At 62.3% G+C, this 26,122-nt stretch carries 24 protein-coding genes and 4 pseudogenes; 9 read left to right on the top strand and 19 right to left on the bottom strand.

Annotated features, from left to right (window positions below; all coding sequences use genetic code 11):
* Window positions 1-9 precede the first annotated feature (9 nt).
* On the bottom strand, window positions 10-1,320 hold the full coding sequence (locus tag ACOYJQ_RS13945; protein WP_433459206.1) for an NAD(P)/FAD-dependent oxidoreductase: 1,311 nt from the start codon (window positions 1,318-1,320) through the stop codon (window positions 10-12).
* A 106-nt stretch (window positions 1,321-1,426) separates the two neighbouring features.
* Window positions 1,427-2,155: a GntR family transcriptional regulator gene (locus ACOYJQ_RS13940; protein WP_433459205.1), complete on the bottom strand. Its 729-nt coding sequence runs from the start codon at window positions 2,153-2,155 to the stop codon at window positions 1,427-1,429.
* Window positions 2,156-2,445: 290 nt separating this feature from the next.
* Between ACOYJQ_RS13940 and gstA the strand changes: the two genes are divergently transcribed.
* The 4 genes and pseudogenes from gstA to ACOYJQ_RS13920 all read left to right on the top strand — a co-directional run.
* On the top strand, window positions 2,446-3,054 hold the full coding sequence (gene gstA / locus ACOYJQ_RS13935) for a glutathione transferase GstA (protein ID WP_433459203.1): 609 nt from the start codon (window positions 2,446-2,448) through the stop codon (window positions 3,052-3,054).
* A 49-nt stretch (window positions 3,055-3,103) separates the two neighbouring features.
* Window positions 3,104-3,697 (top strand): NAD(P)H-dependent oxidoreductase, encoded by a 594-nt coding sequence (locus ACOYJQ_RS13930; RefSeq protein WP_433459202.1) that lies wholly within the window; start codon window positions 3,104-3,106, stop codon window positions 3,695-3,697.
* Window positions 3,698-3,985: 288 nt separating this feature from the next.
* Entirely contained in the window at window positions 3,986-4,651 is a 666-nt protein-coding gene (locus ACOYJQ_RS13925; protein WP_433459201.1) for a TetR/AcrR family transcriptional regulator, read from the top strand.
* A 59-nt stretch (window positions 4,652-4,710) separates the two neighbouring features.
* Window positions 4,711-4,866: pseudogene (locus ACOYJQ_RS13920) on the top strand (TonB-dependent receptor plug domain-containing protein); the annotation flags it as partial.
* Window positions 4,867-5,499: 633 nt separating this feature from the next.
* Here ACOYJQ_RS13920 and ACOYJQ_RS13915 read toward each other — a convergent pair.
* Both ACOYJQ_RS13915 and ACOYJQ_RS13910 read right to left on the bottom strand, forming a co-directional pair.
* Window positions 5,500-6,075, bottom strand: a complete 576-nt coding sequence (locus tag ACOYJQ_RS13915) for a TetR/AcrR family transcriptional regulator (RefSeq protein WP_433459371.1) — start codon at window positions 6,073-6,075, stop codon at window positions 5,500-5,502.
* A gap of 345 nt (window positions 6,076-6,420) precedes the next feature.
* A complete protein-coding gene (locus tag ACOYJQ_RS13910; protein ID WP_433459200.1) occupies window positions 6,421-6,978 on the bottom strand; it encodes a TetR/AcrR family transcriptional regulator in 558 nt (185 codons plus the stop codon).
* Window positions 6,979-7,118: 140 nt separating this feature from the next.
* Here ACOYJQ_RS13910 and ACOYJQ_RS13905 point away from each other — a divergent pair, with 140 nt between their 5' ends.
* Window positions 7,119-8,339 (top strand): multidrug effflux MFS transporter, encoded by a 1,221-nt coding sequence (locus ACOYJQ_RS13905; RefSeq protein ID WP_433459199.1) that lies wholly within the window; start codon window positions 7,119-7,121, stop codon window positions 8,337-8,339.
* 251 nt (window positions 8,340-8,590) lie between these two features.
* On the opposite strand, the gene ACOYJQ_RS13900 is transcribed toward ACOYJQ_RS13905, so the two are convergent.
* The 11 genes and pseudogenes from ACOYJQ_RS13900 to ACOYJQ_RS13850 form a co-directional block, all read right to left on the bottom strand.
* Window positions 8,591-9,427: an enoyl-CoA hydratase-related protein gene (locus tag ACOYJQ_RS13900; protein ID WP_433459370.1), complete on the bottom strand. Its 837-nt coding sequence runs from the start codon at window positions 9,425-9,427 to the stop codon at window positions 8,591-8,593.
* 2 nt (window positions 9,428-9,429) lie between these two features.
* Window positions 9,430-10,644: a CaiB/BaiF CoA transferase family protein gene (locus ACOYJQ_RS13895; protein WP_433459198.1), complete on the bottom strand. Its 1,215-nt coding sequence runs from the start codon at window positions 10,642-10,644 to the stop codon at window positions 9,430-9,432.
* Window positions 10,645-10,677: 33 nt separating this feature from the next.
* The gene (locus ACOYJQ_RS13890) at window positions 10,678-12,249 is read right to left on the bottom strand and encodes a hypothetical protein (RefSeq protein ID WP_433459197.1); all 1,572 of its coding nucleotides are present in this window, start codon (window positions 12,247-12,249) and stop codon (window positions 10,678-10,680) included.
* 2 nt (window positions 12,250-12,251) lie between these two features.
* Entirely contained in the window at window positions 12,252-13,058 is an 807-nt protein-coding gene (locus ACOYJQ_RS13885; protein ID WP_433459196.1) for a CbbQ/NirQ/NorQ/GpvN family protein, read from the bottom strand.
* 54 nt (window positions 13,059-13,112) lie between these two features.
* Window positions 13,113-14,150, bottom strand: a complete 1,038-nt coding sequence (locus tag ACOYJQ_RS13880) for an aliphatic amidase (protein ID WP_433459195.1) — start codon at window positions 14,148-14,150, stop codon at window positions 13,113-13,115.
* A 40-nt stretch (window positions 14,151-14,190) separates the two neighbouring features.
* Window positions 14,191-14,886, bottom strand: a complete 696-nt coding sequence (locus tag ACOYJQ_RS13875; protein WP_433459194.1) for an ATP-binding cassette domain-containing protein — start codon at window positions 14,884-14,886, stop codon at window positions 14,191-14,193.
* Window positions 14,886-15,581: pseudogene (locus ACOYJQ_RS13870) on the bottom strand (ABC transporter ATP-binding protein); the annotation flags it as partial. The pseudogene ACOYJQ_RS13870 and the gene ACOYJQ_RS13875, both read right to left, overlap by 1 nt.
* A pseudogene (locus ACOYJQ_RS13865) lies at window positions 15,580-16,623 on the bottom strand (transporter substrate-binding protein); the annotation flags it as partial. The pseudogenes ACOYJQ_RS13865 and ACOYJQ_RS13870, both read right to left, overlap by 2 nt.
* 135 nt (window positions 16,624-16,758) lie before the next feature.
* Complete coding sequence (locus tag ACOYJQ_RS13860; protein WP_433459192.1) at window positions 16,759-17,364, bottom strand: ANTAR domain-containing response regulator; 606 nt, start codon at window positions 17,362-17,364, stop codon at window positions 16,759-16,761.
* Window positions 17,365-17,367: 3 nt separating this feature from the next.
* Window positions 17,368-18,498, bottom strand: coding sequence for a transporter substrate-binding domain-containing protein (locus ACOYJQ_RS13855; RefSeq protein WP_433459190.1), 1,131 nt, complete (start codon window positions 18,496-18,498; stop codon window positions 17,368-17,370).
* Window positions 18,499-18,693: 195 nt separating this feature from the next.
* Window positions 18,694-20,136, bottom strand: coding sequence for an amidase (locus tag ACOYJQ_RS13850; protein WP_433459189.1), 1,443 nt, complete (start codon window positions 20,134-20,136; stop codon window positions 18,694-18,696).
* A 188-nt stretch (window positions 20,137-20,324) separates the two neighbouring features.
* Here ACOYJQ_RS13850 and ACOYJQ_RS13845 point away from each other — a divergent pair, with 188 nt between their 5' ends.
* Window positions 20,325-20,921: a TetR/AcrR family transcriptional regulator gene (locus ACOYJQ_RS13845; RefSeq protein ID WP_433459187.1), complete on the top strand. Its 597-nt coding sequence runs from the start codon at window positions 20,325-20,327 to the stop codon at window positions 20,919-20,921.
* Between the two features lie 195 nt (window positions 20,922-21,116).
* Here the strand turns inward: ACOYJQ_RS13845 and ACOYJQ_RS13840 are convergent, their stop codons facing one another.
* The 4 genes and pseudogenes from ACOYJQ_RS13840 to ACOYJQ_RS13825 all read right to left on the bottom strand — a co-directional run bounded on the left by ACOYJQ_RS13840 (window position 21,117) and on the right by ACOYJQ_RS13825 (window position 23,445).
* Window positions 21,117-22,085, bottom strand: a complete 969-nt coding sequence (locus ACOYJQ_RS13840; protein ID WP_433459186.1) for an alpha/beta hydrolase — start codon at window positions 22,083-22,085, stop codon at window positions 21,117-21,119.
* Window positions 22,082-22,969: an MBL fold metallo-hydrolase gene (locus ACOYJQ_RS13835; RefSeq protein WP_433459185.1), complete on the bottom strand. Its 888-nt coding sequence runs from the start codon at window positions 22,967-22,969 to the stop codon at window positions 22,082-22,084. The genes ACOYJQ_RS13840 and ACOYJQ_RS13835 overlap by 4 nt, the downstream gene beginning before the upstream one ends.
* Before the next feature lie 154 nt (window positions 22,970-23,123).
* Window positions 23,124-23,234: pseudogene (locus ACOYJQ_RS13830) on the bottom strand (oxidoreductase); the annotation flags it as partial.
* Between the two features lie 43 nt (window positions 23,235-23,277).
* Entirely contained in the window at window positions 23,278-23,445 is a 168-nt protein-coding gene (locus tag ACOYJQ_RS13825) for a zinc-binding dehydrogenase (protein ID WP_433459369.1), read from the bottom strand.
* On the opposite strand from ACOYJQ_RS13825, the gene ACOYJQ_RS13820 reads away from it, so the two are divergent.
* The 3 genes from ACOYJQ_RS13820 (at window position 23,439) to ACOYJQ_RS13810 (ending at window position 26,020) form a co-directional block, all read left to right on the top strand.
* A complete protein-coding gene (locus ACOYJQ_RS13820) occupies window positions 23,439-24,161 on the top strand; it encodes a TetR family transcriptional regulator (protein WP_433459183.1) in 723 nt (240 codons plus the stop codon). The two genes, ACOYJQ_RS13825 and ACOYJQ_RS13820, sit on opposite strands and share 7 nt — an antisense overlap.
* Window positions 24,121-25,110, top strand: coding sequence for a LysR family transcriptional regulator (locus ACOYJQ_RS13815; RefSeq protein WP_433459182.1), 990 nt, complete (start codon window positions 24,121-24,123; stop codon window positions 25,108-25,110). The genes ACOYJQ_RS13820 and ACOYJQ_RS13815 overlap by 41 nt, the downstream gene beginning before the upstream one ends.
* Before the next feature lie 73 nt (window positions 25,111-25,183).
* Complete coding sequence (locus tag ACOYJQ_RS13810) at window positions 25,184-26,020, top strand: dienelactone hydrolase family protein (RefSeq protein ID WP_433459180.1); 837 nt, start codon at window positions 25,184-25,186, stop codon at window positions 26,018-26,020.
* The last annotated feature ends 102 nt before the right edge of the window (window positions 26,021-26,122 follow it).

Here is a 26,122-nt window from a genome sequence, read left to right as displayed (position 1 = left end):
TTCCAGTATTCAGCTTTCGAGACCGGCGCGGTATTGACCCCACAGCAGGTTCGCGTTGACGCCGATCGACAGGAACGGCTCGGGCGGATTCCGGTTCGGTCCCGGTGATGCCAGCAGCATGTCGATGAGGTCGTTGCGCCGGCCGTCAAGCCAGTCCGCGAGAAGCGTGCCGGTGACAGTGCCGCGGGTGATGCCCAGGCCGTTGCAGCACAGGGCGCCGTAGACGTTGGGTGCGAGTTGCCCGAAGAAGCCTTCATGATTGCGGGACATGGCCAGCGAACCGCTCCACGTGTACTCGAAATCGATCTCGTCCAGCATCGGGAACCGGCGTTCGAACGAGATCCGATGGTTCTTGATGAAGCGATCCAGATATTGTTGTCTCGGGCGACCATCAGGATTGAAGCTGAAGCTGTTTCTGATCAGGATGCGGTTGTCATGCGTGCGGCGCACCGTGGTGCCGAAGGTGTCGGCCGGGATCACGCCCCAGAAAGACTTCCCGCCGAGCCGGGCCTGCTCTTCCCCGGTCAACGGCCGGGTCAGGCTGGCATAGAGGAAGATCGGCAGCATCCTGCCCTGCAAAAATCCGAAACGCATGCCGAAAGCATTGTTGGCGAGGATCAACTTGTCGGCGACGATGCGACCCTGACGGTGCCCCAGAATGGTCTTGTCGCCGTATTCGACATCCGTGACGGGCGTGTTTTCATACAGCGTCACATTCGGCGGAAGGGTGTCGGCAAGCCCCTTGACCAGCGCCGAGGGCTGAAGCAGGAGCGTGCCCGGCGTATACAGGGCCTTGCGGTAAAAGGACGTGCCGATATGGTCGGGCAGATCCTTGCCGTCGATGATCGTTGCTTCCTCGCCGAGCTTGTCGAGCCCCCGCCGGTAGGCGTCGAGCACGGCGACGCCGCGGTCCTCGATCGCGGCCTGATATTTGCCGGAGGCGCGCAAGTGGCACTCGATCCCGTTCTCTTCAACGATCGAGCGCAAAATGGATTGGCCGGTGCGATTGAGCTTCAGGGCCATTCTGGCGGTGGCGACATCGCCGATGTAGTCGTCCGCGCCGATGTCATGAGGCAGGTCGATGGCGAACCCCGCATTCCGGCCGGACGTGCCGAAACCCACCTCCTGCGCCTCGACCAGCACGATTTCGTCGTTCGGGAAATTCAGAGCCAGTTGCCGGGCCGCCGCGAGCCCGGTAAAGCCCGCTCCAACCACCGCCCAACGGGTCTTCGTTTCACCCGCATGTCCCGGACGGGGCTGGCGGGACCGGCTGGTGCGATACCAGCCGCATGCCGCATCGTCGGCAGGAAGTGACGTCACCTTCTGCATTTTTCTCCCCACAATGTCATGACATCGTTATCGATAGTCTTGCCGTTTGCCTGAAACGCGCCGGGCGTTGACGCCGGCATCGACAGCGCCTTATCCGTCAAAACTGAAGCGGAACGTCCATTCCTTCCGGCACGACATATTCGGTCATGCGGCGGCGCGAGATTTCCATATGCTCGCGCACGATCTCGCCGGCCTTGTCCGCGTCGCCGCAGGCAATCGCCGCGATGATCTGATCATGCTGCGCGGCAGCCTTTTCCAGATCCCGCTGCATGTCGCCGGTGGTTGACGAACGGTAGAAAGTCTTTCCAAGCCGGGCGTGATCAATGAGTACGCGGCGCAAACTGGGCATCAGATAAACGTTGCGCGCCATCTTCCCGATTTCATGATGAAAGCGGTCATTCCAGAGCACACGCGCTTCGGTGTCTCTTTGCGCGATGGCATTGAGAAAGTGCTTCTGTATCTCTTTAAGCCGATCGACATCCTCAGCGGTTGCCTGTATCGCCGCCAACTGGGTCGTAGCGACATAAAGCAGCGGCGCCGCCAGAAAAAAACTGCGCAGAGAATGATAGCTCATCGGCGAGACGCGGGCCGGCCGGTTGGGCTCAAGCTCGATGTACCCCTCGGCCGCCATCTGCCGCATCAATTCGCGAACAGGCGGCCGCGACAGGCCGAACTCCTCGCTCAGCGCCACTTCGTCGACAACGGCGCCCGGCGCCAGCTCCATGCTCAGAATGCGCTGCCGCAGCACTTCGCTCAGCAGTTGCTTCCGATCGACGGGAGCATCCTCTCCATTCTTGCTCAACGCTTCCTCCAGTTGGATTCTCAAGCCGCTGTTTCCATACGGTCTTTTTTGTGTCTAATCTTTGTAGACACAAACCTTAAATTATGGATCAGATGCCGTGTCAACTGAAATTTCGCGGTGGCGTGCGGTTGGCGCGAAACGACGGGCTGCTTCGTCCGACAGCCGGCTTCAGCGGCCTCAACGAGAAAACGCATCTCGTTCTTTACAATATACCAATAGTAGGTTACTGATAGTATATAGCGCCCATACGTTGGCGCATGCCAGATATCGCCTCGCTCCGGGAAGCGGGCGACTTTACCCATCGCGAGGACATCATGAAGCTCTATTACAGTTCAGTCACTTGCGCGCTCTCGCCCCTCATCGCCCTGCTGGAATCCGGGGCGCCACACGAGGTCGTCGACGTCAATCTCAAGACGAAGACCCTGGATGACGGCACGGACTATCGCACCATCAGCCCGTTCGGTTTTGTGCCGCTGCTGGAGCTTGACGACGGCCGCCGCCTCGGCGAGGGCGTCGCGATCATCCAGTACATTGCGGACCGGGCGCCCGAAAAGAACCTCGCACCCGCCAATGAAACATTCGAACGTTACGAGTTGCAGGGCCGGCTGAACTTCATCGCCACCGACCTTGTAAAGAACTACGATCTGCTGTTTTCGTCGGTCGCGAACGACGAGGTGAAGCAGGCAGCCGTCAGGGCATTGAAGCAACATTACGCCTGGATCGACGGCATCTTGTCGGAACAGCCCTTCTTCTACGGTAACGAGTTCACCATCGCGGATGCTTATCTGTTTACCGTGACCGGTTGGGCGAAACTGGTGAATCTGGACCTGTCGGGCTTCCGGCACCTGCATGACTACCTGAACCGCCTGGCCGATCGCCCGGCAGTCGCCGCCGCACTCGAGCGCGAGCAGAAAAAGAACTGAGTTGAAGCGCACCAGCCGGATGACGCAAGGATTTGAAACGAGGCACCTCATGCATGCACTCATCGTGATCTCCCACCCCCGGAAAGACTCTTTTACTCACGCCCTCGCGACCGAGGTGGCGCAGGGCGTTGCGGATGCGGGCCAGACGCACACGGTCGAGATCGCCGATCTGGCCGCGGAAGGGTTCAATCCCTCTTTCAGCGCGCAGGATCACGCCTATCTGAAGGGCGAGGCCGAACTGCCGGCGGACGTCATCGCGGAACAGGAGCGGCTCGAGCGCGCCGATGCGGTCGTTCTGGTTTATCCGATCTACTGGTGGTCCTTCCCTGCCCTGCTCAAGGGCTGGATCGACCGCGTGTTCACGCTGGATTGGGCCTACGGAAGCGGAAACGACGGCAAGCCGGTCAAGCGACTCGGGCGATTCCGGTTTCATCTCGTCGGCGTCGGCGACTCCGACATCCGCACCTATGCCCGGCACGGTTATTGGGGCGCCATGAAAACCCAGATCGACCACGGGATCTTCGACTATTGCGGCGCAACGGTCGTCACTTCGGAAGTGCTTCCGACATCGGAACCGGGCTTTCCCGCAGGCCACCTCGAAACGGCACGCCGGATCGGCCGCAAGCTTTTCGCGTCACCTTGAGCGCCCGAAGGAGCGTCTCGTACGCCGGCTTCGGCAATGCCGGGAAGAGGCGCTCGGCCTCACGCAGGTCGTCCCGCTCTCGGTCGAGGACGCACTGAAAGCCGGGGGCGGCAACTATTCCGGGGCCGACAACCGGCGGGTCCATGCCCTGGCCGATGGGCTGCCGGCCTTACGATCGGAGGATATCCCGCCGAATACCGCTTCGGATCGGGATTACCGCGCGGCGGCAATGGTGTATAGGTCCCGATAAGTTGCCCGGAACGTTTGCCGAGAACAGCGGGGAGAAACATGCCGGATTCCCATGCCGCCAGCCCTTCCGCCGCCCAGCCGCCCCGTAGACGTCTGTCGAAGGAAGAGCGCCTGGCGCAGTTGATGGACGTGGCATGGCAGCTCGTTCGTGAAGGGGGAACCGATGCGCTCACTTTGGGCCGGCTTGCCGAGGCGGCCGGCGTGACCAAGCCGGTCGTCTATGATCACTTCGGAACGCGCCACGGTCTGCTCGCCGTCCTCTACCGGGACTTCGACACCCGCCAGACCGCGATCATCGACGCCGCCATCGCGGCCAGCGGGCAGACACTGGAGGAAAAGGTCCGGGTCTTCGCGTCGAGCTATATCGGATGTGCCCTGGCTGAAGGTCGCGAACTGCCCGAGGTCGCAGCCGCATTAAGCGGCTCCCCGGAGCTGGCGGCGATGAAAAAGCAATGCCAGCAGACCTATATCGAAAAATGCCGGCAGATTCTGTCGCCGTTTTCAGGATCGGGGGACATCCCGAAAGCGGCCCTGTGGGCCTTGCTCGGGGCGGCCGACGCGCTCTCCGCCGCCGTCATTGCCAGGGAAATCAGCGAAGAAGATGCTTACAGCGAGCTTTGCAGGTTCATGCGGGCCATGATCAAGGGACACGAAATACGCACTGCATCAACCATGAGCGAAACAGAGAGCGATATGGGAAACTGATCTATCAAGCAAATTCCGGCTTTCGGTTTGGCTTCGGCTCACCTGCCGACCGGCTCGGGATGATCGGCGTTGGCTTCGAACGGCAGATACCTGTGCGCATGCGCCGCGGCGGCGAGCGCGACACGCGCGGCGACTCGAACTGGGTGCCGGCGGAAGCCGTCGAGCGTATCGAGGTGCTGCGCGGCCCCGCCGCCGCGCGCTACGGCTCCGGCGCCTCGGGCGGCGTGGTCAACATCATCACCAGGCGCCCGGAGAAGTTCACCTTCAGCGCGACGAGCTTCGCCAACATCCCGGAGAGCGACAAGGAAGGCCGCACCTACCGCTCCACGATCGTCGCCGGCGGACCGATCGACGAGCGGTTCTCCTACCGCATTACGGCCAACTACAACCGCACCGACGCCGACGACATCGACATCAACGAGGCCGCGACTCCCTTCATTCCCGTCACCGACTGGTACGGCAACCCCGTGCTGGGGCCGGACGGACAGCCCCAGATGCAGCGGGACGCCGTTGCCGCCGGCAAGGAAGGCGTGGTCAATACCGACTTCCGCGGCCTGCTCTCATGGAAGCTCGACGAGCGCCACGTGGTGGACTTCGAGGCCGCCTGGAGCCAACAACGCAACATCTACGCCGGCGACATGCTGTTCAGCGACGTGTCCGTCTCCGACCTGAATCAGGAACTGACGCGCGGCGACCGCGAGACCAACCGCGTGACGCGCACCACCCTTTCCGCCACCCATCGCGGCAAGTGGGACTTCGGCACGTCGAACACCTACATCCAGTGGGAAAATTCCGTCAACAGACGCCTCGGCGAAGGGAACGTCGGCCGCGTGGAAGGCCAGATCAGTTCACGCTACGCCCGGGACCGCAAGGACATCACGCTCGACAATCTGACCGCGAAGAGCGAGTGGAACTTCCCGCTGACCATCGTCGTGCCCCAGACGCTGACCGCCGGCGCCGAGTTCCGCGGCGAGTGGATGGACGACGAAACGATGCGGGACGGTAACGGCATGGCGGCGTGTCTCGGACTGCAACATGTTCGTGAACAAGCCGGCGGCCTTCACGATCATTTCCTCGTTCTCCCGCCGCGTGGCGGCTATCCAGCCCGCGACACGGTCGACCGGCCGGGCATCGCGCGGAAGGGCGGCCGCATCGCCATCCCGCGCCGCGGCCTCATCTTTCCGCGCGATCTTCCGCGCAGCGACATCCCTGGAAGCCTCATGCTGGAAACGGGCCGACTCGCGCGCGAAGACGGCCATCAGCAATTCGTCCTTCGTCCTGAAATTATAAGCGATGGCCCCCTTGCTGATATTCGCAGCCTCGGCAACCAGTTGGAGCGACAACTGATGGCCGCCGTGCCTGTGGATGACCTGTTCGGCGGCATCCAGAATCGCGTCTCGCCCAATGATCCGTTTGCGCCCCATGTCCCACCCCGTCAAAAGCCGAAGCAGCAATGCGGAACCACGACGCGCGACGAATACCATGCGCAATGGCTGCTTCGATCCGCAATCTCCTGCCAATCCCGCCCGCCGGAATATCCCCATCCGCAAGAGAGCAGATGACACCTTCATAATTTATTTGGATCCAAACACAATCATCTGTACTTTATTTTGATATTTGTACATTTATTATAATTTTATTATTTTCAAATTTTCATTCAAATGCAATGAATTATCTAGCAGCGATCCTGTTATTTGCGCCCGGGCGCGCAGAAAGACTTCAGAGCGAAATACCCGGCGATCCATGTAGAAGCCCGCAGGAGACGGATCTCATTCGGGCCTGCTTTCCGGCAGGATCGTGTTGCGGGCATGAAGAAGAACCGACTTCCACTCCTCAACCGGGACATCGACGAGGCCCAGACCGCGCAGAAGGAAAAGACCTTCCACGGCCAGCACGGCCTGCCGGACATCGCGGCCCTGTTCCGTATCGGGATCGAACAGGGCGAACAGGGCATGATAGAAGCGCCGCGCCGGGGCAAACATGTCCGGCGCGTGAACCAGCGCCGTCATGAGAAAGGCAGCCATGCGCGTGAGCGCGTCGTCTTCGGTCAGCGCCTCATCTACGTGAGCGAGAAGCCGCCGGTCGGGAGCGGCTTCGTCCTCCTCGATACGCTCATCCACGGCCGCCTGAAACCGCGCCATCTCCCGCTCCAGCGCAGCCGCGATCAGCGCGTCCTTGGTGGCGAAGGTGTACACGAGGCCCCCTTTGCTGATGCCCGCGCGCTCCGCCACCGCATCGAGCGTGAATTGCCGCCCCCCCGAGGCGAGAATCACCGCCTCCGCAGCGTCCAGGATACGATCCCGATCAATCTCTTTTCTGCGCGCCACGATGATTCCTCTTCCATTTCCGACTGCTCAGTCGTATATGAATTTCCGACTGAGCAGTCTTATTTTCTGGCTCTCCTTTCCACAAGGCTCCGATCCAGCCTGCGGGATCGGAGCCGTCGCCCTTCTTGAGGTGCATGCGCATGGAACCGAAACTGCGTCTCGCCGGATCGTTGCCGCTCATCCTCGTTCTCGGCATCGTGACCGCCTTCGACGCCATGGCGATCGACCTGTATCTGCCGGCGTTCTCCGAGATTGGCCGCGCCCTCGACGCCGATGCCGGAGCGATCCAGACATCGCTGTCGATATTCCTCGGCGGGCTCGCCGTCGGGCAGATATTCTACGGACCGCTGACGGACCGGTTCGGCCGGCGCGCACCGCTCATCGCCGGCATTCTGCTGTTCATCGCCGCTTCCGTCCTCGCCGCGCTGGCGCAGGACATCTCGACGTTCATGATCGCGCGCGCCTTGCAGGGGCTTGGCGGCGCGGCCGGTCTCGTGATCCCGCGCGCCATCGTGGCCGATCTCTATGAGCGGCGCGACGGCGCCAAGGTATTCTCGTTGCTCATGCAGGTGATGATGGTCGCGCCGGTCGCGGCCCCGCCCATCGGCGGCCTGCTGCTTGCCATCCTGGGCTGGCGATCGATCTTCTGGGCGCTTGCCGTCATCGGCATGCTGGCGGTGATCGCGACGCTGCGCATCGTGCCGGAATCGCTTGCCCCGGCGGCGCGCAGGAAAAGCGGCGTGCTGTCGGCGCTCGCCACCTATGCCGGCCTGTTCCGCCGGAGCCGCTTTTCGGCCTATGCCCTTTCCGGCTCCTTCACCATGGCCGGGCTGTTCGTCTATATCGGCGCATCCGCCTTCATCTTCGTCGATCATTACGGGCTGTCGCCGACCGCTTACAGCCTCGTCTTCGCCGGTATCGCGCTGGGTGAGATCACGGCGGGCTTCGTGAACATCCGGCTGCTGAACCGCTGGAGAGAACACGAAATCCTGCCGGTCGGCCTGTTGCTCCATGGCCTGTGCGTGGCGCTGCTCGTAGGTGCGTTGCTGGCCGGCTTCACCGGGCTTCATGTCGTCGGTCCGCTGCTCTTCCTGTCCCTCGTCAGCCTGAGCCTGATCTTCGGCAACGTGACGGCGCTGGTGATGGAAAGCGCACCGGGCGACAGCGGCTCGGCCTCATCGCTGTTCGGCGTGCTGCAATACGTGTTCGCGGGCGCTGTCGGGGCGATCCTCGGGCTTGCCCATGACGGAACGCTGATCCCGCCCGCCGTCGTCATGCTGATCTGCGCAGCCGGCGCCATCGCGGCATGGTGGATCGCCTCGCGCCTCCGCCCCTCACCTCTGACCTTTCCGGCCGAATGATCGAGAGGCGAGCCCGATGCGACCTGCCACTGATATTTTCCCCCGCGTTGGATTAGATGACGTACCCATAAAATGGATTCCCGAGGTGGACGTTTTGTGATTACCTGATCTCACCCTTGGAGGCTGATATGTCGCGTCTGGAATACTTCCATTTTTAGATCATTTCTCCGTTTCGTTGAATCGGAGAAATGATTTAACTATTTTAAGCGAATTCTTGTCGATCAAATGATTCCATCAGATCGGAAAGCGCTCTAACGGTGGCGAAACACCGGCGCGCGCTTCGACACGAATGCGTTCATGCCTTCCTTCTGCCCCTCGGTCGCGAATGCGGCCTGGAAGAAAAGGCGTTCATGACGCAGACCGGCGCCCAGCGACGTCTCCAGCGCCAGATTGACGGCGGCCTTCGCCATCTTCACGGCCGGACGATTGAAACCGGCGATGGTGTGAGCGGCCTCGAGCGCGGTCTGCAACAGCTGGTCCTTCGGCACGACGCGCGACACCAGGCCGGCTCGCAGCGCCTCGTCCGCCGGGATCGTCCGGCCGGTCAGCACCAGATCCATGGCCAGCGCCTTGCCCACGCTGCGGGTCAGCCGCTGCGTCCCGCCGATGCCGGGCAGGATCCCGAGCTTGATCTCCGGCTGACCGAACTGCGCGTCCTCGGAAGCGATGATGAAATCGCACAGCAGCGCAAGCTCGCAGCCGCCACCGAGGGCATGGCCGGCGACTGCGGCGATGATCGGCTTGGAGATTTCGGCGACCCGATCCCATGGCGAGAGGAAGTCGTCCTGGTAGAAGCGACTGAACGTTTCCTCCGCCATCTCCTCGATGTCGGCACCGGCCGCAAAGGCGCGCGCGTTGCCGGTGATCACGATCGCGCCGATGTCCGGGTTGGCGTCGCACGCCAGCAGCGCCTCCAGAACCGCGGCCGCCAGCTCCCGGTTCAGGGCATTGAGTTGACGAGGACGGTTCAGCGTCAGGAGCGCGACGTTCTCGCGCTGTTCGACGATCAGGACGCCTGCGGGCTGCGCCGGCTCGCTCGCCTTCCTCACGGCCGGTACCTTGCCCTTCGTTTCCGCTGTTGCGCTCATGATCATTCCTCTCCCATAAATTCACTGTCGTTGACGGTCGAAGCGCCTTCCGGCAGCAATTCCCTCAGAATGGCGCTACGGTGCTGGTTCAGCGCCGGTGCCGAAAGCGGCCTAGCCGGCTCGAAATCGATGTGGCCCGCCAGCTTGATCGGATTTCCGGCGGTGCGGAACGTCTTGCCGCCGCCCTTCACGTTGACGATCATATTGCGGGCGAGAAGCTGCGGGTGATCGAACAGCCTGTCGATCGTGTTGATCGGCGCGCAGGGCACGCCGGCCTCGTTGAGCCTGCCCAGCCAATGTTCCACCGGCGCCGTCTTCGTCACCGCCTCGACGGCCGCGATCATGTCGGGCCGGTTGCGACAGCGCAGGTCATTGTTCAGGAACCGGGCGTCGGCGGCAAGTTGCGGCACGGAAAGGGCGTCTGCCATCAGAAGGAAGAGGGCGTCGTTCCCGGCCGCGATCACGACCCGCCCGTCCTGCGCCTCGAAGCTCTCGAAGGGCGCTAGCGAGGGGTGGCTGTCGCCGGTGCGCGTCGGCACCCGTCCCTCCACGTCGCAACGGGCGAGTGCCGTTTCCATCAGGGCCGCCTGGCAGTCGAGCATGCCGATGTCGATGCGCCGACCCTGCGCATCATGCGTCCTGCGGTAAAGGGCGGCAAGAATGCCCACCGTCGCGAACAGCGCCGCGCCGAGATCGCCGAAGCTCGTGCCCACGCGCGCGGGACGCCCGTCGGGCCAGCCCGTGAGGCTCATGATGCCCCCCATCGCCTGCACGACCATGTCGTAGCCCGGGAGGTCGCTGTAAGGCCCGGAATGTCCGAATCCGGAAATCGACGCGTAGATCAGATGCGGATGGGTTTGCGCAAGTCGGGCCGGCCCGTATCCCAGCCGCTCCATCACGCCCGGCCGGAAGTTCTCGACAAGCACATCCGACTTGTCGAGAAGCTTCTCCAGCAAGTCGCGATCGCGCGGCGACTTGATGTCGAGAACGATACTCTCCTTGCCGCGGTTGAAGCAGGAGAAATACACGGACTCTCCGTTCATGAACGGGCCGAAGGCGCGGGTGTCGTCGCCGGTGCCGATCTTCTCGATCTTGATGACGCGTGCGCCGAGATCGGCAAGCAGCATCGTGCAATAAGGCCCCGCGAGCACGCGGGAGAAGTCCAGAACGGTGATACCGTCCAGAGGACCCTTCTTGAGTTCCTGTTGAGTGGCCATTCCTTCCCTCTTCAAGCTGTGGCTCAGCGACGGTCAGCCCGCGAGTCGGTGATAGATCTTGGTCAGGTGCAGCGGCAGTTGCTCGATGCTGTCGATCGCCATGTACCCGCGCCGCGAGAACATGCGCGGCAGGCTGGACCGGCCGTGCGACCCCAGCGCCGCCGCGAAGACATCAATGCCGCCGTGGTTCAGCTCATGCACCGCCTGGCGGGCATCCTCGACGAGGTAGCGCTCGTCGGCGACGTCGATGTCCGACGGCTCGCCATCCGTCACGACCAGCACAAGGCGCCGCTCCGAGCGCTGGCGCGCCAGCCGCGCGCCGGAATGGCGCAGCGCCGCTCCCAGCCGGGTCGACAGCATGCCCCTCAAGTCTCCGGAATCGTCTTCGGGCCGGCGCTCCCACAAGCCGGAATTGTCGTCGCGGTAGCCGGGCTGCACGACATAGGTCTTGGCATTGAACGGAATGCGCATCTGGCCGAGGTCGTGTCCCAGGGCGCCCCCGAGCGCACGGCTGAAGCCCTCCTCCCCCCAACTCCCGCGCTGCTCGAAAAACAACCGCCTCCCCTTTTCGACCCAGGGATTGCCATCGATGTAATCTGGATCGGCAAGGGCGCGCGACAGCCGCGCCAACAGCTTGTCCACCGTGACGGCCGCCCCCGGCAAGGCCGTGTGAAGACCAGCCCACAACTTCCCGAGTCCGGGCAGTTCCTCGGCGGCGAGGTTCTCCACCCGCGCATCCTCGATCAGCGAGATCAGCGCCACCTGCACGGGCTTGAGCTTGCCCACGACCTCCGGGCCGCGGCCATGGACCATGTGCGCGGCGATGTGCGCCAGCGCCCCGCGGAACTGCCGCGCGGCAACCTCGCCGTTCGTACCGGGATAAAACTCCGGGACGCGGACGAACGATCCGGAAAAAGAAGTGCGTGCGCCTTGGGGTATGGTCTCCCCGGAGACCGAAACGATCACGGGATGGAAGCCCCACAAAGCCCTCAGAAAGGCTCCGACGCTCACCGCGACGTCATCGAACGCGACATTGCCGCTCATCTGGGACAGAAGGCGCTTCGCCTCCCCGGACTCGAGCCTGAAGTAGGCCCGCCCGCCATCCTTGTCCCAGGCCGAGATAGCAAGGCGCGCGCCGATCCAGTGCTTCAGCTTCCGGGCGTCGAGCACCGGCAGGATGTCCGCCTGCCGATCGAAAAGGCTTGGCAGGGCCAGCGGCATCTGCCGCGCGACGGTCACCAGCGCGTCGAGATACTCCGCGTAGACGGCGCCGGACGGCGCGTGGTGAACGGCGCTCCTCGCCACGCGCAGCATCGTCCTTGCCATGTCGTCATCCGCCAGTTCGCCGACATGCAGGCAGGTTTCCCCGAGCTTGAGCATGGCGGAGGCATCGAATTTGCCCAGACAGCTCATCGACGCATCCGCCAGATCCAGCAGGGCCACCTCGCCCAGCGGCGCGATATCCGTGACCTGTCGGCGCCAGGATGCAAAATCGGTGTCGCGCAAGAGGCGGCGCGGGCGGTCGACGACATCCTCGACCACCTCTTCGGAACGGCCCGGCGCAAAATCGGCTGCATCCAAGGAGTCTGGCTGAACGATGCGCATGATCACCCCGTCACCGCTGCAATCGTTGCGGTCAGGGCGTCGCGTATGTCGCGGTCGTCCGTCAGCGGCATGGTGAGCGCCATGTCGCAGGCGTCAGCGAGCGGAATGCCCCGTGCATGCAGACGTCCCGCTTGCACGAGCATCCGCGTGGAGGCACCCTCGTCCAGGCCATGGCCACGGAGATTCCGCGACTTCCGGCCGATGTTCACCAACTGGCTCGCCACGCCGCCGTCCACGCCGGCTTCATGAAAAAGGATTTCGGCCTCGACCGCCTGATCGGGATAGTCGAAATCCAACGCGGCGAAGCGCTGCTTGGTCGACTCCTTCAGGTCCTTGATCACGCTCTGGTAGCCGGGGTTGTAGGAAATCACGAGCTGGAAGTCCGCATGCGCGCGGACGAGTTCGTTTTTCTTCTCGAGCGGCAGGATGCGCCGGTTGTCGGTCAGGGGGTGGATGACCACGGTCGTGTCCTGACGCGCCTCGACGATCTCGTCGAGATAACAGATGCCGCCGTACCGCACGGCGCGCGTCAGCGGTCCGTCCTCCCAGACCGTGCCTTGACCGTCCAGCAGGAAGCGCCCGACCAGATCGGAAGCGGTCATGTCCTCATGACAGGCGACGGTGACCAGAGGCTTTCCGAGCCGCCAGGCCATATGCTCTACGAAACGTGTCTTTCCGCTGCCCGTCGGCCCTTTCAGCATGACCGGCATGCGCAGCGCATAGGCGGCCTCGAAGAGCTGCACCTCGTTGCCGGAGGCGCGATAGTACGGTTCATCGCCGATGCGATAGTTGTCGAGTTCGTTGCTCATGTCCGACCTGCTTCGAAGAGAACGGTGGGGCGGCCGCGGCCGCCCCATGCATGCCTAGCGGTGAGCGCTGCGCTCGTCCGGGATACCGGCCATCGGGTTTTCCTGGGTGCCCGGCGTGGGGCGCGTGATCGCCTCCACCATCTCCTTCGTCCCTTCGGGATCGGTGGCCCACTTGCGATAGAAGTCGAAGGGCAGGTAGTTCGTCCCTTCCTCGCCGTCGCCGGAATTGATCATCCCGGTGTAGCCGCGATGCAGGAGCTTGTAGAGATGGTTGCTGGACGTCGCGGTGCGGCGCGCATTCCGGATCTGCGAGACCGACAGGGCGGCAAACTGCATGCCCATCTCCTCTGCTCCGTAGCGACCGAGGGTCCGGCCGTCGAACCCTATCAGCGCGGAATTGCCGAAGTAGGTGTAGACGCCATCATAGCCGGCGGCGTTGGCGACGGCGACATAGGCGTTGTTGGCCCAGGCCATCGCCTCCGACATGCGCACCGTCTGCTCCTGCGCCGGATACATATAACCCTGACAGCGGATGATCAGCTCGGCGCCCCGCATGGCGCAATCGCGCCAGATTTCCGGGAAGTCCCCGTCATTGCAGATGATGAGCGAGATCTTGAGCCCCTTCGGCCCGTCCGCGACGTAGGTGCAGTTGCCCGGATACCAGCCTTCGATCGGCACCCACGGCATGATCTTGCGGTACTTCTGGACGATCTCTCCTTTATCGTTCATCAGGATGAGCGTGTTGTAGGGAGCCTTGTCGGGATGCTGCTCGTGCCGCTCGCCGGTCAACGAGAACACGCCCCATACGCCCGCGTCCCGGCAGGCCTGGGCGAAGATTTCCGTTTCCTCGCCGGGGATGACGGAAGCCGTCTCCATCATCTCCTTCTGGTCGTACATGATCCCGTGCGTCGAATATTCCGGGAAGATGATGAGGTCGAGGCCGGGCAACCCCTGCTTGGTGTTGCGGACGATGTCCGCGATCTTCCGGCAGTTCTTCAGGACGCCGGCCCGGTCATGCAGGCGCGGCATGGGATAGTTGATGACAGCGGTGCCGACCGTGTCCTTGTTGCTGGTGATATCCCCGTGAATCATGTTCTCCTCCTTATGAACGCGGGTCTCCGCTGACGGCTCGTCAAATGGCCATGTGCCGGTGGACGAGCTCGTCCGTGAGCTGGTGGATCGGGCCCTGCGCGACGACCTGCCCCTTTTCCAGGATGGCGAAGGTCCTGGCCGCACGGCGCGCGAACTGGATGTTCTGGTCCACGAGAACGGTCGTGATGCCGAACTTCCGATTGAGCGTGATGATGGCGTTTTCGATCTGCTCGACGATATTGGGCTGGATGCCCTCCGTGGGCTCGTCGAGCAGCAACAGACGGGGATTGGCCGCGAGCGCCCGCGAAATCGCAAGCTGCTGCTGCTGGCCGCCCGAAAGGAACACGCCCTTGCGGTCGAGATTCTCGACGATATAGGGGAAGAGTTCCGACACGAGCGGCGGGGGGCGATTGCCCGGCGCGGCGCCGGCAAAACCACCCATGATGATGTTTTCCCGCACGGTGAAATCGGGAATGATCTCGCGCCCCTGCGGCACGTAGCCGATGCCGGCCCGCGCCCGCCGGTGGGTCTCGAACGATACGATCTCCGCGCCGTCCATCCTGATCGAACCCGTGACGCGATCCGTCAGGCCCATGATGGATTTCAGGAGCGTCGTCTTGCCGACGCTGTTGCGGCCCAGCACCGCGAGGAAGCCGCCCCGCTCGACGGCGAGGCTGACGCCGTGAAGCGTGTGGCTGCGCCCGTAATAGCTATCGATCCGGTGAAGGGAAAGCATCAGTGGATCCCCCCGCTGCCGAGATACGCCGCCCGCACGTCCGGGTTCGCCTCGATCTCGGCGATCGATCCTTCTGCCAGGACCTTTCCCAGATGCATCACGGTGATCTTCTGGGCGATCTCGCGCACGAACGCCATGTCATGCTCGACCACCAGGATGGTATGCCGGCCCTTCAGGCGGTTGATGATCTGGGAGGTCTTGCGCGTCTCGCCCTGTGTCATGCCGGCGGTCGGCTCGTCGAGCAGGATCATCTTGGCGCCCTGCGCGATCAGCATGCCGAGTTCCAGCCACTGCATCTGGCCATGCGACAGGTCACCGGCGCGCGTGGAGAGCACGTCCTCGAGCGCCGTCAACGCGATGATCTCCTCGAGCACATGCCGCCGGTCGGAAGGCTGCCGGATGCCGAGATTGCGCCTCACATCGGGGGCGGGCATGGCCGCCACCGACAGGTTCTCCCGGACGGTCAGGTCCCGGAAAACGCTCGGTATCTGGAACTTGCGGCCGACGCCGGCCCTTGCGATCTCGTATTCCTGAAGGTTCGTGATTTCCCGATCGTAGAGAAAGACCCGTCCCGCGGTGGATTTCGTCTTGCCGGAGATCAAGTCCATCAATGTCGTCTTGCCGGCGCCGTTGGCCCCGAGCAGGATCCGCAGTTCGCCGTCGCCGATGATCATCGATACGCCGTCGACTGCCTTGGCCGCCGATCACCGCCAGAACGGCCTCCGGCAACGCCTCGCCCGCCTTCTCGACCGCCTGCTTCCACAGGAAGACCTGGAAATAGCTGGAAGCGAGCGCGGCGTGGGTCACTGCCTTGGGATTGTTGACGAACTTGCGGTAACGCTCGATGAACGCCTGGTTGACGTCCGTCTGGATCGCCTGAAAGTAGGGAAAGGAGGTGTAGCTGCCGGCAGCGAACTCCGCACCCATGGCGGCGATCTCCATCTCCGACGTCACCGTCGCGCAGATGGGCAGCTTGTCATGGGTCAGGCCCTGATTCCTGAACTCGCGGTAGAAAGCGACCAGCGAGTCGCCGACGACGTTCGAGAGCACGACGTCGCAACCGGAATCCTTGATCTTCTTGACCATCGCACCCCATTCGGAATGCCCGAGTTCGAGATACTCGTCGGCCACCCATTCGGCGCCGTTCTGCTCGATGAGTATCTTGCAGACCTTGGCCATTTCTTTTGGATATATGTAGTTCGACCCGACGATGAAGAATTTTTTCCTGCCCAGCGTGTTCACGATCCAGGGAATATAATTGGCAAGCTGCTGGTTCGGCACGGCGTTGGTGTAGACGACGTTTTTGGAGCACTCATAGCCTTCGTAAAAGGTCGGGTAGAAATACAGGTTGCGCCGCCTCTCTACGACGGGCAGCACGGCTTTCCGGCTTGCCGACGAGTAGGAGCCGAACACCGTGGGCACCCGGTCCTGAATGACGAGCTTGGATACCTTCTCGTTGTAAGTTTTCGGGTCGGAAGCCCCGTCTTCCACGATGGCCTTGAGCCGCCTTCCACCGATGCCGCCGCTGGCGTTGATCTCGCTGATCGCCATCAAGGTCGCGTCCGAGAGCGCCTTTTCGATGATCGACAGCCCGCCTGTCTGAGAAAACAGAACGCCTACGCTGATATCGCCGCCTGCTGCGAACGCACCCCCCGCCTTGCTCCAGATATGCGGAAATCCGCTTGCGGAACCAGCCGCCGCAGCCGCCGCATTCCTCAAAAAGTCTCGCCTGCGCATTACTCCGTTCCCCTTATTTTCGAGAAGCGCGAACGAAAAAACCCCACGAGACCAATCAAGGTCTATCGTGAGGCGGTTTTGCCATAAATTTGGCCGGCATTCTTACCAGCACGTCGAGCAGGCTTTTCTAGCGTACTATATGACGTGGTAGTAACGCCACACGCGGCGATCTCTGCTGTCAACGATCCATTTCGCGATTGTGGAAATCTTTGTCCGTTTCTCCATCGCTTCTTTCCGGAGAGACTCGAACGCGCTGATTTCACTTATTTTTCGTTCCTCCATCAGAATTGTCTTGGCGCGCTCCACGTCCCGCAGCACGCGGATATTCTCGTCGAGCTGATTGATGCGGGTGCTTTGCCGGCGGTGGTAGCTGAAATGATCCCAGGCGAGCGAGAGAGCGGGGACGACGGCGGACGGGATGACCGGCCGCGTCAGCAGCGCATCCGGCAGCGCCGCATGGATCGCGTCGGGATCCGTGCTTCCGTTGACCGGAAGCAGGAGCACGATGGCAGCGGTGGCTTCGCCGGGAACCCATGGATACCTGCGCTCGATACCCGCGAAGAAGTCGCAGACAACCATGTCGCAATCCACGCCGACCTTTTCCGGGCACGGCCAGCGCCGCTCGACGGCAGCGCGTGTGTGCTGGAGTTCCCGTGCCAGGCTCTGCCCCTGCTCGTCGGGCTGTGACACCAGCAGGATGTTCAGGCGTGAAAGCCGCTCAAGTACTTTGCTGCCCTTCATGATTTACGACGCCTGAGTGACCTGGACCAGAAAAGGATCGGTCTCCACGGCATTGCGCGACTGGGAGACGATCTTGAACTGCCCGTTGCGGGACGCGCGCCCGACACGAGACCAGACATTGCTCTGTCCCCATCGCAAATGGATGCCGACCACCCCCTGAGGAGCGGAGAGTTCGGTGCCCTGCACGGCCGGCCGCAGGATGTCGGCATCCATGGTACCGGCCAGTTCCAGCGCCGCCCTGAAGAGATGGACCTGGTAATAGGCCGCCTCCATACAGACGTTGGTTTCCAGATCGCTGCCGTACATGCGCTTGCTGCGCCGGACGAACTCCGCGTTGCTCGCACTTTCCACGGTCTGGAAATAGGATGCCACGGTGAAGTGGCCTTCGGCCACGTCCGCTCCCATCGCCCTGTTCTCCGACTCGGTGGTGGTCAGACTGAAGATCGGCATGCGATTGGGCGAGAAGCCATATTGGGCGTAGGTCTGGTAGAATAACGACGTGGCATCGCCGATGACGGTCGAGAAAATCACGTCCGGCTGCAGCCGCTTGACGTCGTTGAAGACGGGAAGGAAATCCTGGCGTTTGGCTCGGGTGGGCACATATCTCTCGCCGACGACCTCGCATCCGCGCACTGTCAGCAGGTGACGCATGATCCTGTTGGATTCGCGCGGGAAGACGTAATCCGACCCTACGAAATAAACCCGTTTGCCGTAATTCTCGGAAAGATAGTTCGCCAGCGCCACGCTGTTCTGGTTCGGCGAGGCGCCCGTGTAGATCACGTTGGGCGAACACTCGAAGCCCTCGTGCGGCGTCGGATACCAGAGCAGTCCGTTGAACCGTTCGACGATCGGCAGGATCGCCCGCCGGCTTGAAGAGCTATAACAGCCGAAGATGGTGCTCAGTCCATCGTCGACGAGCATCCTGCGAGAATAGTCGCGGAACAGATTGTTGTCGGAAGCCGGATCGTAACTCTGCGCGACAAGCTCCCGACCATGGATGCCCCCGGCATCGTTGATCTCACGGATGGCAACCATCGTGCCCATGTATTGGGTGTTCTCGATGTTCGACAGGTGGCCCGTGCGCGAGAAGAGAACCCCTACGCGCCAGGGCTCGGACGAAGATGTATTTGCCATACACGCCCCAGAGATGTGAGTTGAGTCCGTCCACGCCATCCCGGCTGCGCGAGAGCGCGCACGGATCGCTTCGTGAACTTCGGGCCGAGAAACAAGGCCTCCCCGCAGCTCGCCAGTTCGCCGGCGTGCGGATGGCTTTCGACGCGAGAGCATAACCCCAGCCGACGGCCGCGACAATGCCATTTGTGTCGAGCGCTATTTCCCCGCCCAGACAGGGGGCACCCGCCCGCTCCACGGCGCCGCCCGCTCGATCTGCCCCGCAAGGCTGAAAAGCGTGCCGTCATTGCCGAAGCGGGCACTGAACATCGCACCGATGGGCAATCCGGTCGCCGTGTCGAAACCGGACGGGACGGACATCGACGGCACACCGGCGAGGTTGGCGAGCGCCGTGAACGGCGACTGCGTGAAGACGTGGCTCACCCAGCCGAGCCCGTCCACGTCGTCCTGAACCGTGTTGTACTCGCCTACCTTCAGGGGCAGTTCCGGCATGGTCGGCGTCATCAGCACATCGTACTTCCGGAAATAACCGCCGAGCGCACGGGCAACGGTGTTACGCGTCGCCAGCGCGCCCAGCACGTCCATGCCGCTGACCGCCATGCCGTATTTATGGGTGGCGAGGGTGACCTTCTCAAGAAACGCCTCGTCGATCGGACGGCCCGTGATCGCGGCAATGTACTCTACCCAGGCGGCCGTGTTGAGCGTCCAGAACTGCGCGTTGGCGTGGACGAACGCTTCCCAGCTCACGCCGGCGTCGAAGCCGACCGGCTCCACCTCGTGTCCCAGCCCCTCCAGCAGCTTCGCCGTCCCGTTGACGGCTGCGGCAACGACCGGCCCGGTCCTGGCGCCGTTGGGCGGATCGATCATCAGCCCGATCTTCAACGGCCCGGGGTCCCGGCCGGCGGATGCGAGGAAGCCCTCCTGCGGGCGTGCCGTATAATAGGGCTCACCGACTGCGAGGGTGCTGGCGATATCGAGCATGGCGGCGCTGTCCCGCACGGTGCGGCTGACGCCAAGCTGCGAGACCAGCCCGCTCCAGACCTCATCGAGCGCGGGGCCGTTGGAGACCCGACCGCGGGTAGGCTTCAGGCCGAACACACCGTTGACAGCCGCCGGAACGCGGATCGAACCGCCCCCATCCGTGGCGTGGGCCAGCGGGACCATACCGGCAGCCACCGCCGCGCCCGCTCCCCCGCTCGATCCGCCGCAATTGTAGTCCGTATTCCAGGGATTGCGGCTCGGCCCCACCGAGCGGGCCTCGGTCGTGGTGCTGATCGCGAATTCGGGCGTTGTCGTGCGGCCGAGCGTAACCAGTCCCGCATCCCTGAAACGCGTCATGAGGGTGCTGTCCGCCTCCGCAACCATGCCCTCGGCCAGCTTGCTGCCGAGTTCGTTCTTCCTGCCCGCCATGGTGATGGCAAGATCCTTGATCAGGAACGGAACGCCATAAAGCGGCGATGCCCTGTCCGCCGTCGACGATACCTCATCGTACCAATCTTCAACAACGGCGTTGACCGCGGGGTTGGTGTCCCGGATCGCGGCGCGCGCTGCCCGGGCGACATCGGAGACCTGCACCTGCCCCCTGGCGATCAGTTGAGCGAGACCAATTCCGTCATAGCCGACGTATTCATGCGCCTTCATGCCAAACTTCCCCTTGTTTTTTATATGTTTCTGGTTTCGGCACCCACCCGCGGCGCGAGCCGGGCCTTTTTGCGCCGTGGCGAGCCCGCGTTGCCCCTGCATCGCAACCATGGTAGCATCGCGGGCAAAGTTTTTGGTACTGTTTAGTATCATTGATGCCTTAGGCCATCTTTGTCAAGGAGCCTTCCGTGCCCGCTGTCCCCAAACGCAGGAGGCCCTCCCTCAAGCAGCGGATCGAGATAGCCGCCTATGCGATGTTCGAAGAGATGGGCATAGGACATGTCACCGTCGACGCCATCGCGGAGGCGGCGGAAACCAACAAGGCGGGCGTCTACCGGCAGTTCGGCTCCAAGGATGCGCTCGTCGAGGCATGGATTGTCGACACGATCGTGCGATACCGCAGCATGCTTGACGATCTCGAGTACAGCTTTCCAGACGACCCTGTCGCGCAGCTGCGAGGCTTCGCCGAGAACATCGCCGCCAACCTTCCGGCGATATCCGATCGCGGTTGTCCTTTCGTCAACACCATCGCGGAAATCGGCGACAGCACGAACCCGCTGATAAAACGCATCATGGCGCACAAGGCAAAGCAGGCCGAACACCTGGCAAAGCTCTGTGAGCGGGCCGGCATTCCCGGCCCCGCCGTCGCGGCTGCGCACATCACCTTTGTCCTGGAGGGCGCGCAGATCACGGCGCAGAACGGCAGCGTCGAAAACATCGCGGATCACACCCTGTCCATCATCGAAACCATCCTGGAGACGGCAACGACTGAAAAACCGCGTTGATAGTGCCCGATCAGCGCAAGCGAACCGGCGCTGTCCGGCGCCGACATCAATCCAGAAAGCGTGTGCACTTTTCGGAAAAACGCGATGCGTCAACAAATGGATAGAGCGGCGGCCCGCCTCCGTCCGAGGATCGGCCGCTCTATCTTCGCCAGTTTCCCGGCCGCCGCGGCGTCCACGCCTCCGATGCTACTGGCCTCATTCCCCTTTGGTGAAGGCAACGATGGCCTGCAAGGCGGCCTCCCGAACAGGCTCCATGAGCAACATGTGGGTCGCGCTGCCGATTTCGAGCGAAATCTTCTGCTCCGCCTGAACGAGACTGTCGAATAAGTCGGCCGCCATCTCACGGGTGACGTCGACATCCCATTCACCACGGATCATCAGAACGGGCGTGGTGATCAGGCCCGGATCGTATAACGGTCGCCCCGCCGTCCAATGGCTCCGGACATCGGCCACCGCGCCGCTTGGCGCGCGGATCTTGCCCTTCGGTGCTTCACTGTCGGTTTCATCGGTGATTTCCCGCCAACGCTCGAACCATCCGTCAGGAAGCAACGTCTGACGCTTCGTCTCAGGTACGGGCGCGAGCCACGCCGCCCGGTATGCGCTCACATCCACCATGCGATGCGTCATGATTGGCGCGCCGGTATCGAAACGCAGCGGGTGCGCCGACAACCAGAGCGGCGCGACCAGGATCAGTCGGCTCAGGCTCTCCTGATGACGGCTGGCGTACAGACCGGCCAAGGAGCCGCCCCAGGACATTCCGAGCAGCGCAATCCGCTCGATCTCGCGGATGGCTTTGATGCGCTCGACCGCGGCCGCCACGTCGCCGACGGCTTCGACTGCCGGAACGAGCGGCTTTGCGCCGGATGGCTCTTGGGCCATTTCAGGAAGACGTGTCGAGCCGCCATAACCCCGCACATCCAGAGCCCACACGTCGAGACCTTGAAGGGCGAGCGCGTCCATGACGGATGCCCCGCCAACATCCACGTCGAACAGGCTCACGGAAGGATATGTCGCGCCGTGGACCAGCAGAATGGCCGGCTGGGGATCCTTTGTCGGGATACGCTTGTTCCGAAGGAAAAGTTCGATCCCGGGGTCGTGGCTGGCAATCATGATATCGTGCAACTCGACACCGTCAGGCGGGAGGGTGTGAGGTTGTTTGCTCATTGAGGATCTCCGTTTTCAGGCAACCACCGATAGTTCAGTCCATCGCGTTTGACGCGGCCCGCCGAGGTGCCCGGAAAATGGGTTGTGAAGACGAGCGCGCCGGTGTCGGCTGCGATGTCGAGAGCCTTGCGACGCGCGACTTGGGCGGAACCGGGGAACTCACAGAAGACGGAGTTCCAGTTCAGATTGGCGAGCTGCACAGGGTGATGAAGTACATCACCCCAAAAAAGAGCCTTTTTGCCGTCGTGCTCCAGGAAGATCGACGCATGGTCTATGCTGTGACCAGGTGTCCCGATATAGCGAAAGCCCGGAATTGGCTCGGGGCCATCAACCGTGATCCGCTTGGCGAGCCCCGCCTTGATGACCGGGGCGATACTGTCATCGTACACGCCAGGCGCGGGAGGGTGATGAGGTATCCCGAGCCCGGCATCGGCGAGCAGGCGATCCACCTTTGCCTTGTCCCCAACGGCCAGTGCGGCGCTATAGTCCGCCTCCAGGCCAGAGAAATAGTATTTCGCATTCGGAAAGGTCGGAAGCCATTTCCCTTCGCGCAGGTATGTGTTCCATCCCACGTGGTCTGCATGAATATGGGTGATCAGAACATCTGTGATTTGGTCAGCAGAGATGCCGACCCCGCGCAATCGTTCGATAAATGGCTCCCGGAGATGGTGCAAGATCGGCATTGTGGGCCGATCCTTGTCGTTACCCGTCGCCGTATCGAGCAAGATCACGCGATCGCTCGTTTGGATGAGCCAGCTATGGATGCTCTGCCGGAGCGTCCCGTCCCCGCTGTCGACCGCGACCGTGTCCAAGGCCAGTACGGCCTGACGCACCTCGTGTTCATCTGCATTGGGCAGCAAACCCGAAGGACTTACCGCCTCCAATGACAGTTCAGGGATCTTTGTTACTGTGATACTACCTATTCGGAAGAGCATGCCTTTGTCCTATCCATCAAAGGCATTTAGAATACTGCCGGAATATTATTTTGCAAATCGATGGGTCTTATCCAGTCAATTGATTTTTGTAATCGGCGCGCTGCCGATACAGCGGGATGGCCTCCGCGACCTGCACGGGCGTGGCACCGAAGCGCTGCGCGACATCGGACAATGTCGAGGATTGCAGCGGCGAGAAACCGCCGAGCGGGAAGTATTGATTGTCTGCATGTTTGATCCTCCGATCAGCGTGGGTTTCATCAATCGAGCGTCAGCACGAGCTTGCCGCAAATACGCCCCTGCTCCAGCCGATCGTGCGCCCGGCGGACATCCTCGATCGGGAATGTCTCAGCGACGATGATCCTGACCTTGCCGGCGTCGATCAGCTCCGCTATCTTGACGAGTTGCGAGCCGCTGGGCTGTGTCAGGAACGGCGGGGCCGAGCGTGCCTTATGTTACCTGTGACTTGTCGCTTGCCAATAGATGGGTTTCAATTCCGCGATCATCCATATCCGCCGCCTTGGCCCTTGACACCGCCAAGGCCCAGATCCGACGATTTGGCGAGGCGAAAACGAACATGGTCGATATTGCGCGGGCCATGGGGGTCGACCACGCCATGCTCTATCGCTTCTACAAGTCCAAGAGCGCCCTCATGGACGCGATTGTTCAGGAAGTGATGTCCGACGAGGCGGCGACGGCGGCGACCTATGTCGAAGCGAGTGGCCCGGCGGCCGAACGCTTGCTGCAACTATTTCTCGACCTCCATCGCCGGAAGCATGAACGCTTTGTCGGGGATCGGGAAATCCACGATTTGCATCGTCGCATCCTGGTCGAGCGGCCGGACATGATCGCCGACTACGCCCGGCGCATCACAACTCTCGTGGAAAAGCTTATCGCGCAGGCGGTTGAAAGGGGTGAATGGAAGGTCGACGACATCGCCAGAGCCGCCGGCGTGGTACGCGATGCAATGACCACTTACGTTCATCCGGCATTGGTGGCACAGTTGATATCTGGCGAAGCGCCCGTCGAAGACATGCTGCGCGCATCCGTTACCACACTTGCCCGGGCTTTCGAGGCGGGGGTGAGATATGAATCCGCGACCGATGCAGACGGTAGAGATGATGAAAAACATCAATCATTTTAACTTGCGGTCTTTCGACCTCAATCTTCTGATCGCATTCGATGCCCTCATGAAGGATCGCAGCGTGACCAAGGCTGCCGGGCGCCTCAAAGTCCAGCAACCGGCACTCAGTCATCATCTGTCGTCTCTGCGTGTTCTGCTTGACGATGAGCTTTTTATCCGGGTCGGTAACTATATGCAGCCCACCGCGAAGGCCGAGGCTCTCGCCGACGGCGTGGCGCAGATTCTTGCCGGTGCCCAGGCTCTCATCCTCGCCCAGGACACGTTCGATCCATCGACTTCCGACCGCATCTTCCAGATGGGCTTCTCCTGCGAGGAACTCCTCATTCTACCGGAACTCTCCGAGCGCGTGCAGGACGGAGCGCCAGGGATTCGCTTCATGGCCCGCCGCGTCGGGAGCGCGGAGGTCGGCGGTGAACTGGACAACGGAGAACTCGATGTGGCCGTCGGCTGCTATCCTCCCGCAACGGCGCGCTACGAGCATGTCCAGCTTTTCGAACAGCAACTCGCTTGCTGCTACAGTCCCGATCTGATCGAGGCCCCGGACGGGATCGATCTCGCCGCTTACCTGTCGGCGCGCCACGTTTTCGTTTCTCAGCAGGACGACATACAGGGCTGCATCGGCAGCATGCTCACGGATGCCGGCCATCGGCTCAATATCGTTCTCGGTGTTCCGGAATATCTCACCGCCCTTGCTGCCGCTGTCAGCAGCCCGCTCGTCGTCACGCTTCCCCTGCCCATCGCGCGCCGGTATGCGTCCTTCTTCAACCTGAGGACACAACAGGCCCCTGTCAAACTGAACCTGCCGCCCGTCTCCCTGATCTGGGCAAAGCGGTCGAGTTCGGAACCCGCCTCTACATGGCTCCGCGATCAGATCATCGCGGCGTGCGCAAAGCGAAACGACAGCCACCTCCCCTTTCCAAAGCCGCGCAGATTAGAGATGTCGATCTAGCCAATCAAGCGCATCGATTTGTCTTATCATTATTGTCGTGCGATCTCTTCCGAACGCAATCGGAGGCCAGATCATGACGAGAAAAGTTGCAGTCATCACCGGAGGCAACAGGGGGGATCGGGCTGGAAACGGCTCGCCCGCTCGCCCGGCACTGGTAACTCTGCCGACAATCAGCAAGGCGGGCGCTTTAAGGCCGCGCCGCATTTGGGAGGCCTCCATGGGTCAATTCACAACCATCGTCATGTCCGACGGAGCGACGGTCGAAGCGTATCGCGCGCAACCGACGACGGCCCGACGCGGTGGGCTGGTCCTGTTACAGGAAATCTTCGGGCTGACGGATCACATACAGGAGCAGTGCGAGAAATTCGCAGCCAGCGGCTATGAGGTTCTCGCGCCGGCGATATTCGACCGCGTGGCGCCAAGCCTGCGCCTTTCCTACGACGCGGCCGGTCTGGAGAAGGCGATTTCGTTGGTACGCGCGCATCCCTTCGAGCTGGGTATCGCCGACGCTGCTTCCTGTGTCGAGGAACTGCGTCATGCCGGCCCCGTGTTCATGCTCGGATACTGCTACGGCGGTTCGATCGCCTGGGCGAGTGCCGGCCGCCTGGACGGGCTTTCGGCTGCCGTCTGCTACTATGGCGGCAAGCTCCCGACGCTTGCCTCCGAGGCACCGCTTTGCCCGACACTCGTCCATCTCGGACGCGACGACAGGGAGATCCCGATGCGGCCGACCAGGGACGCGCTGGAGCAGCATTCGGCCGTGGAGGTGCTGACCTACCCGGCGGGCCACGGTTTCAACTCCGACCGACGCGCTGATTTCGACCAGCAATGTTCCGATCTCGCATTCCGCGAGACTTTACGGTTTCTGGAAAAACAAGGCATCCAGCGGCCTTCGGCAAAGGGCGAATGAACGCTACGCGACGTCTTAGATCGTAGCCGCCTTGGCAAAACGCTCACGCGCATTTGGGACTTCATGAACCATGTCGGCATCGTGGAGGTATTGTCAGAGCCT

The organism is Pseudochelatococcus sp. (assembly GCF_050946405.1).
Lineage (GTDB): Bacteria > Pseudomonadota > Alphaproteobacteria > Rhizobiales > Beijerinckiaceae > Pseudochelatococcus.
This window is presented reverse-complemented; position numbering and strand designations above follow the sequence as displayed.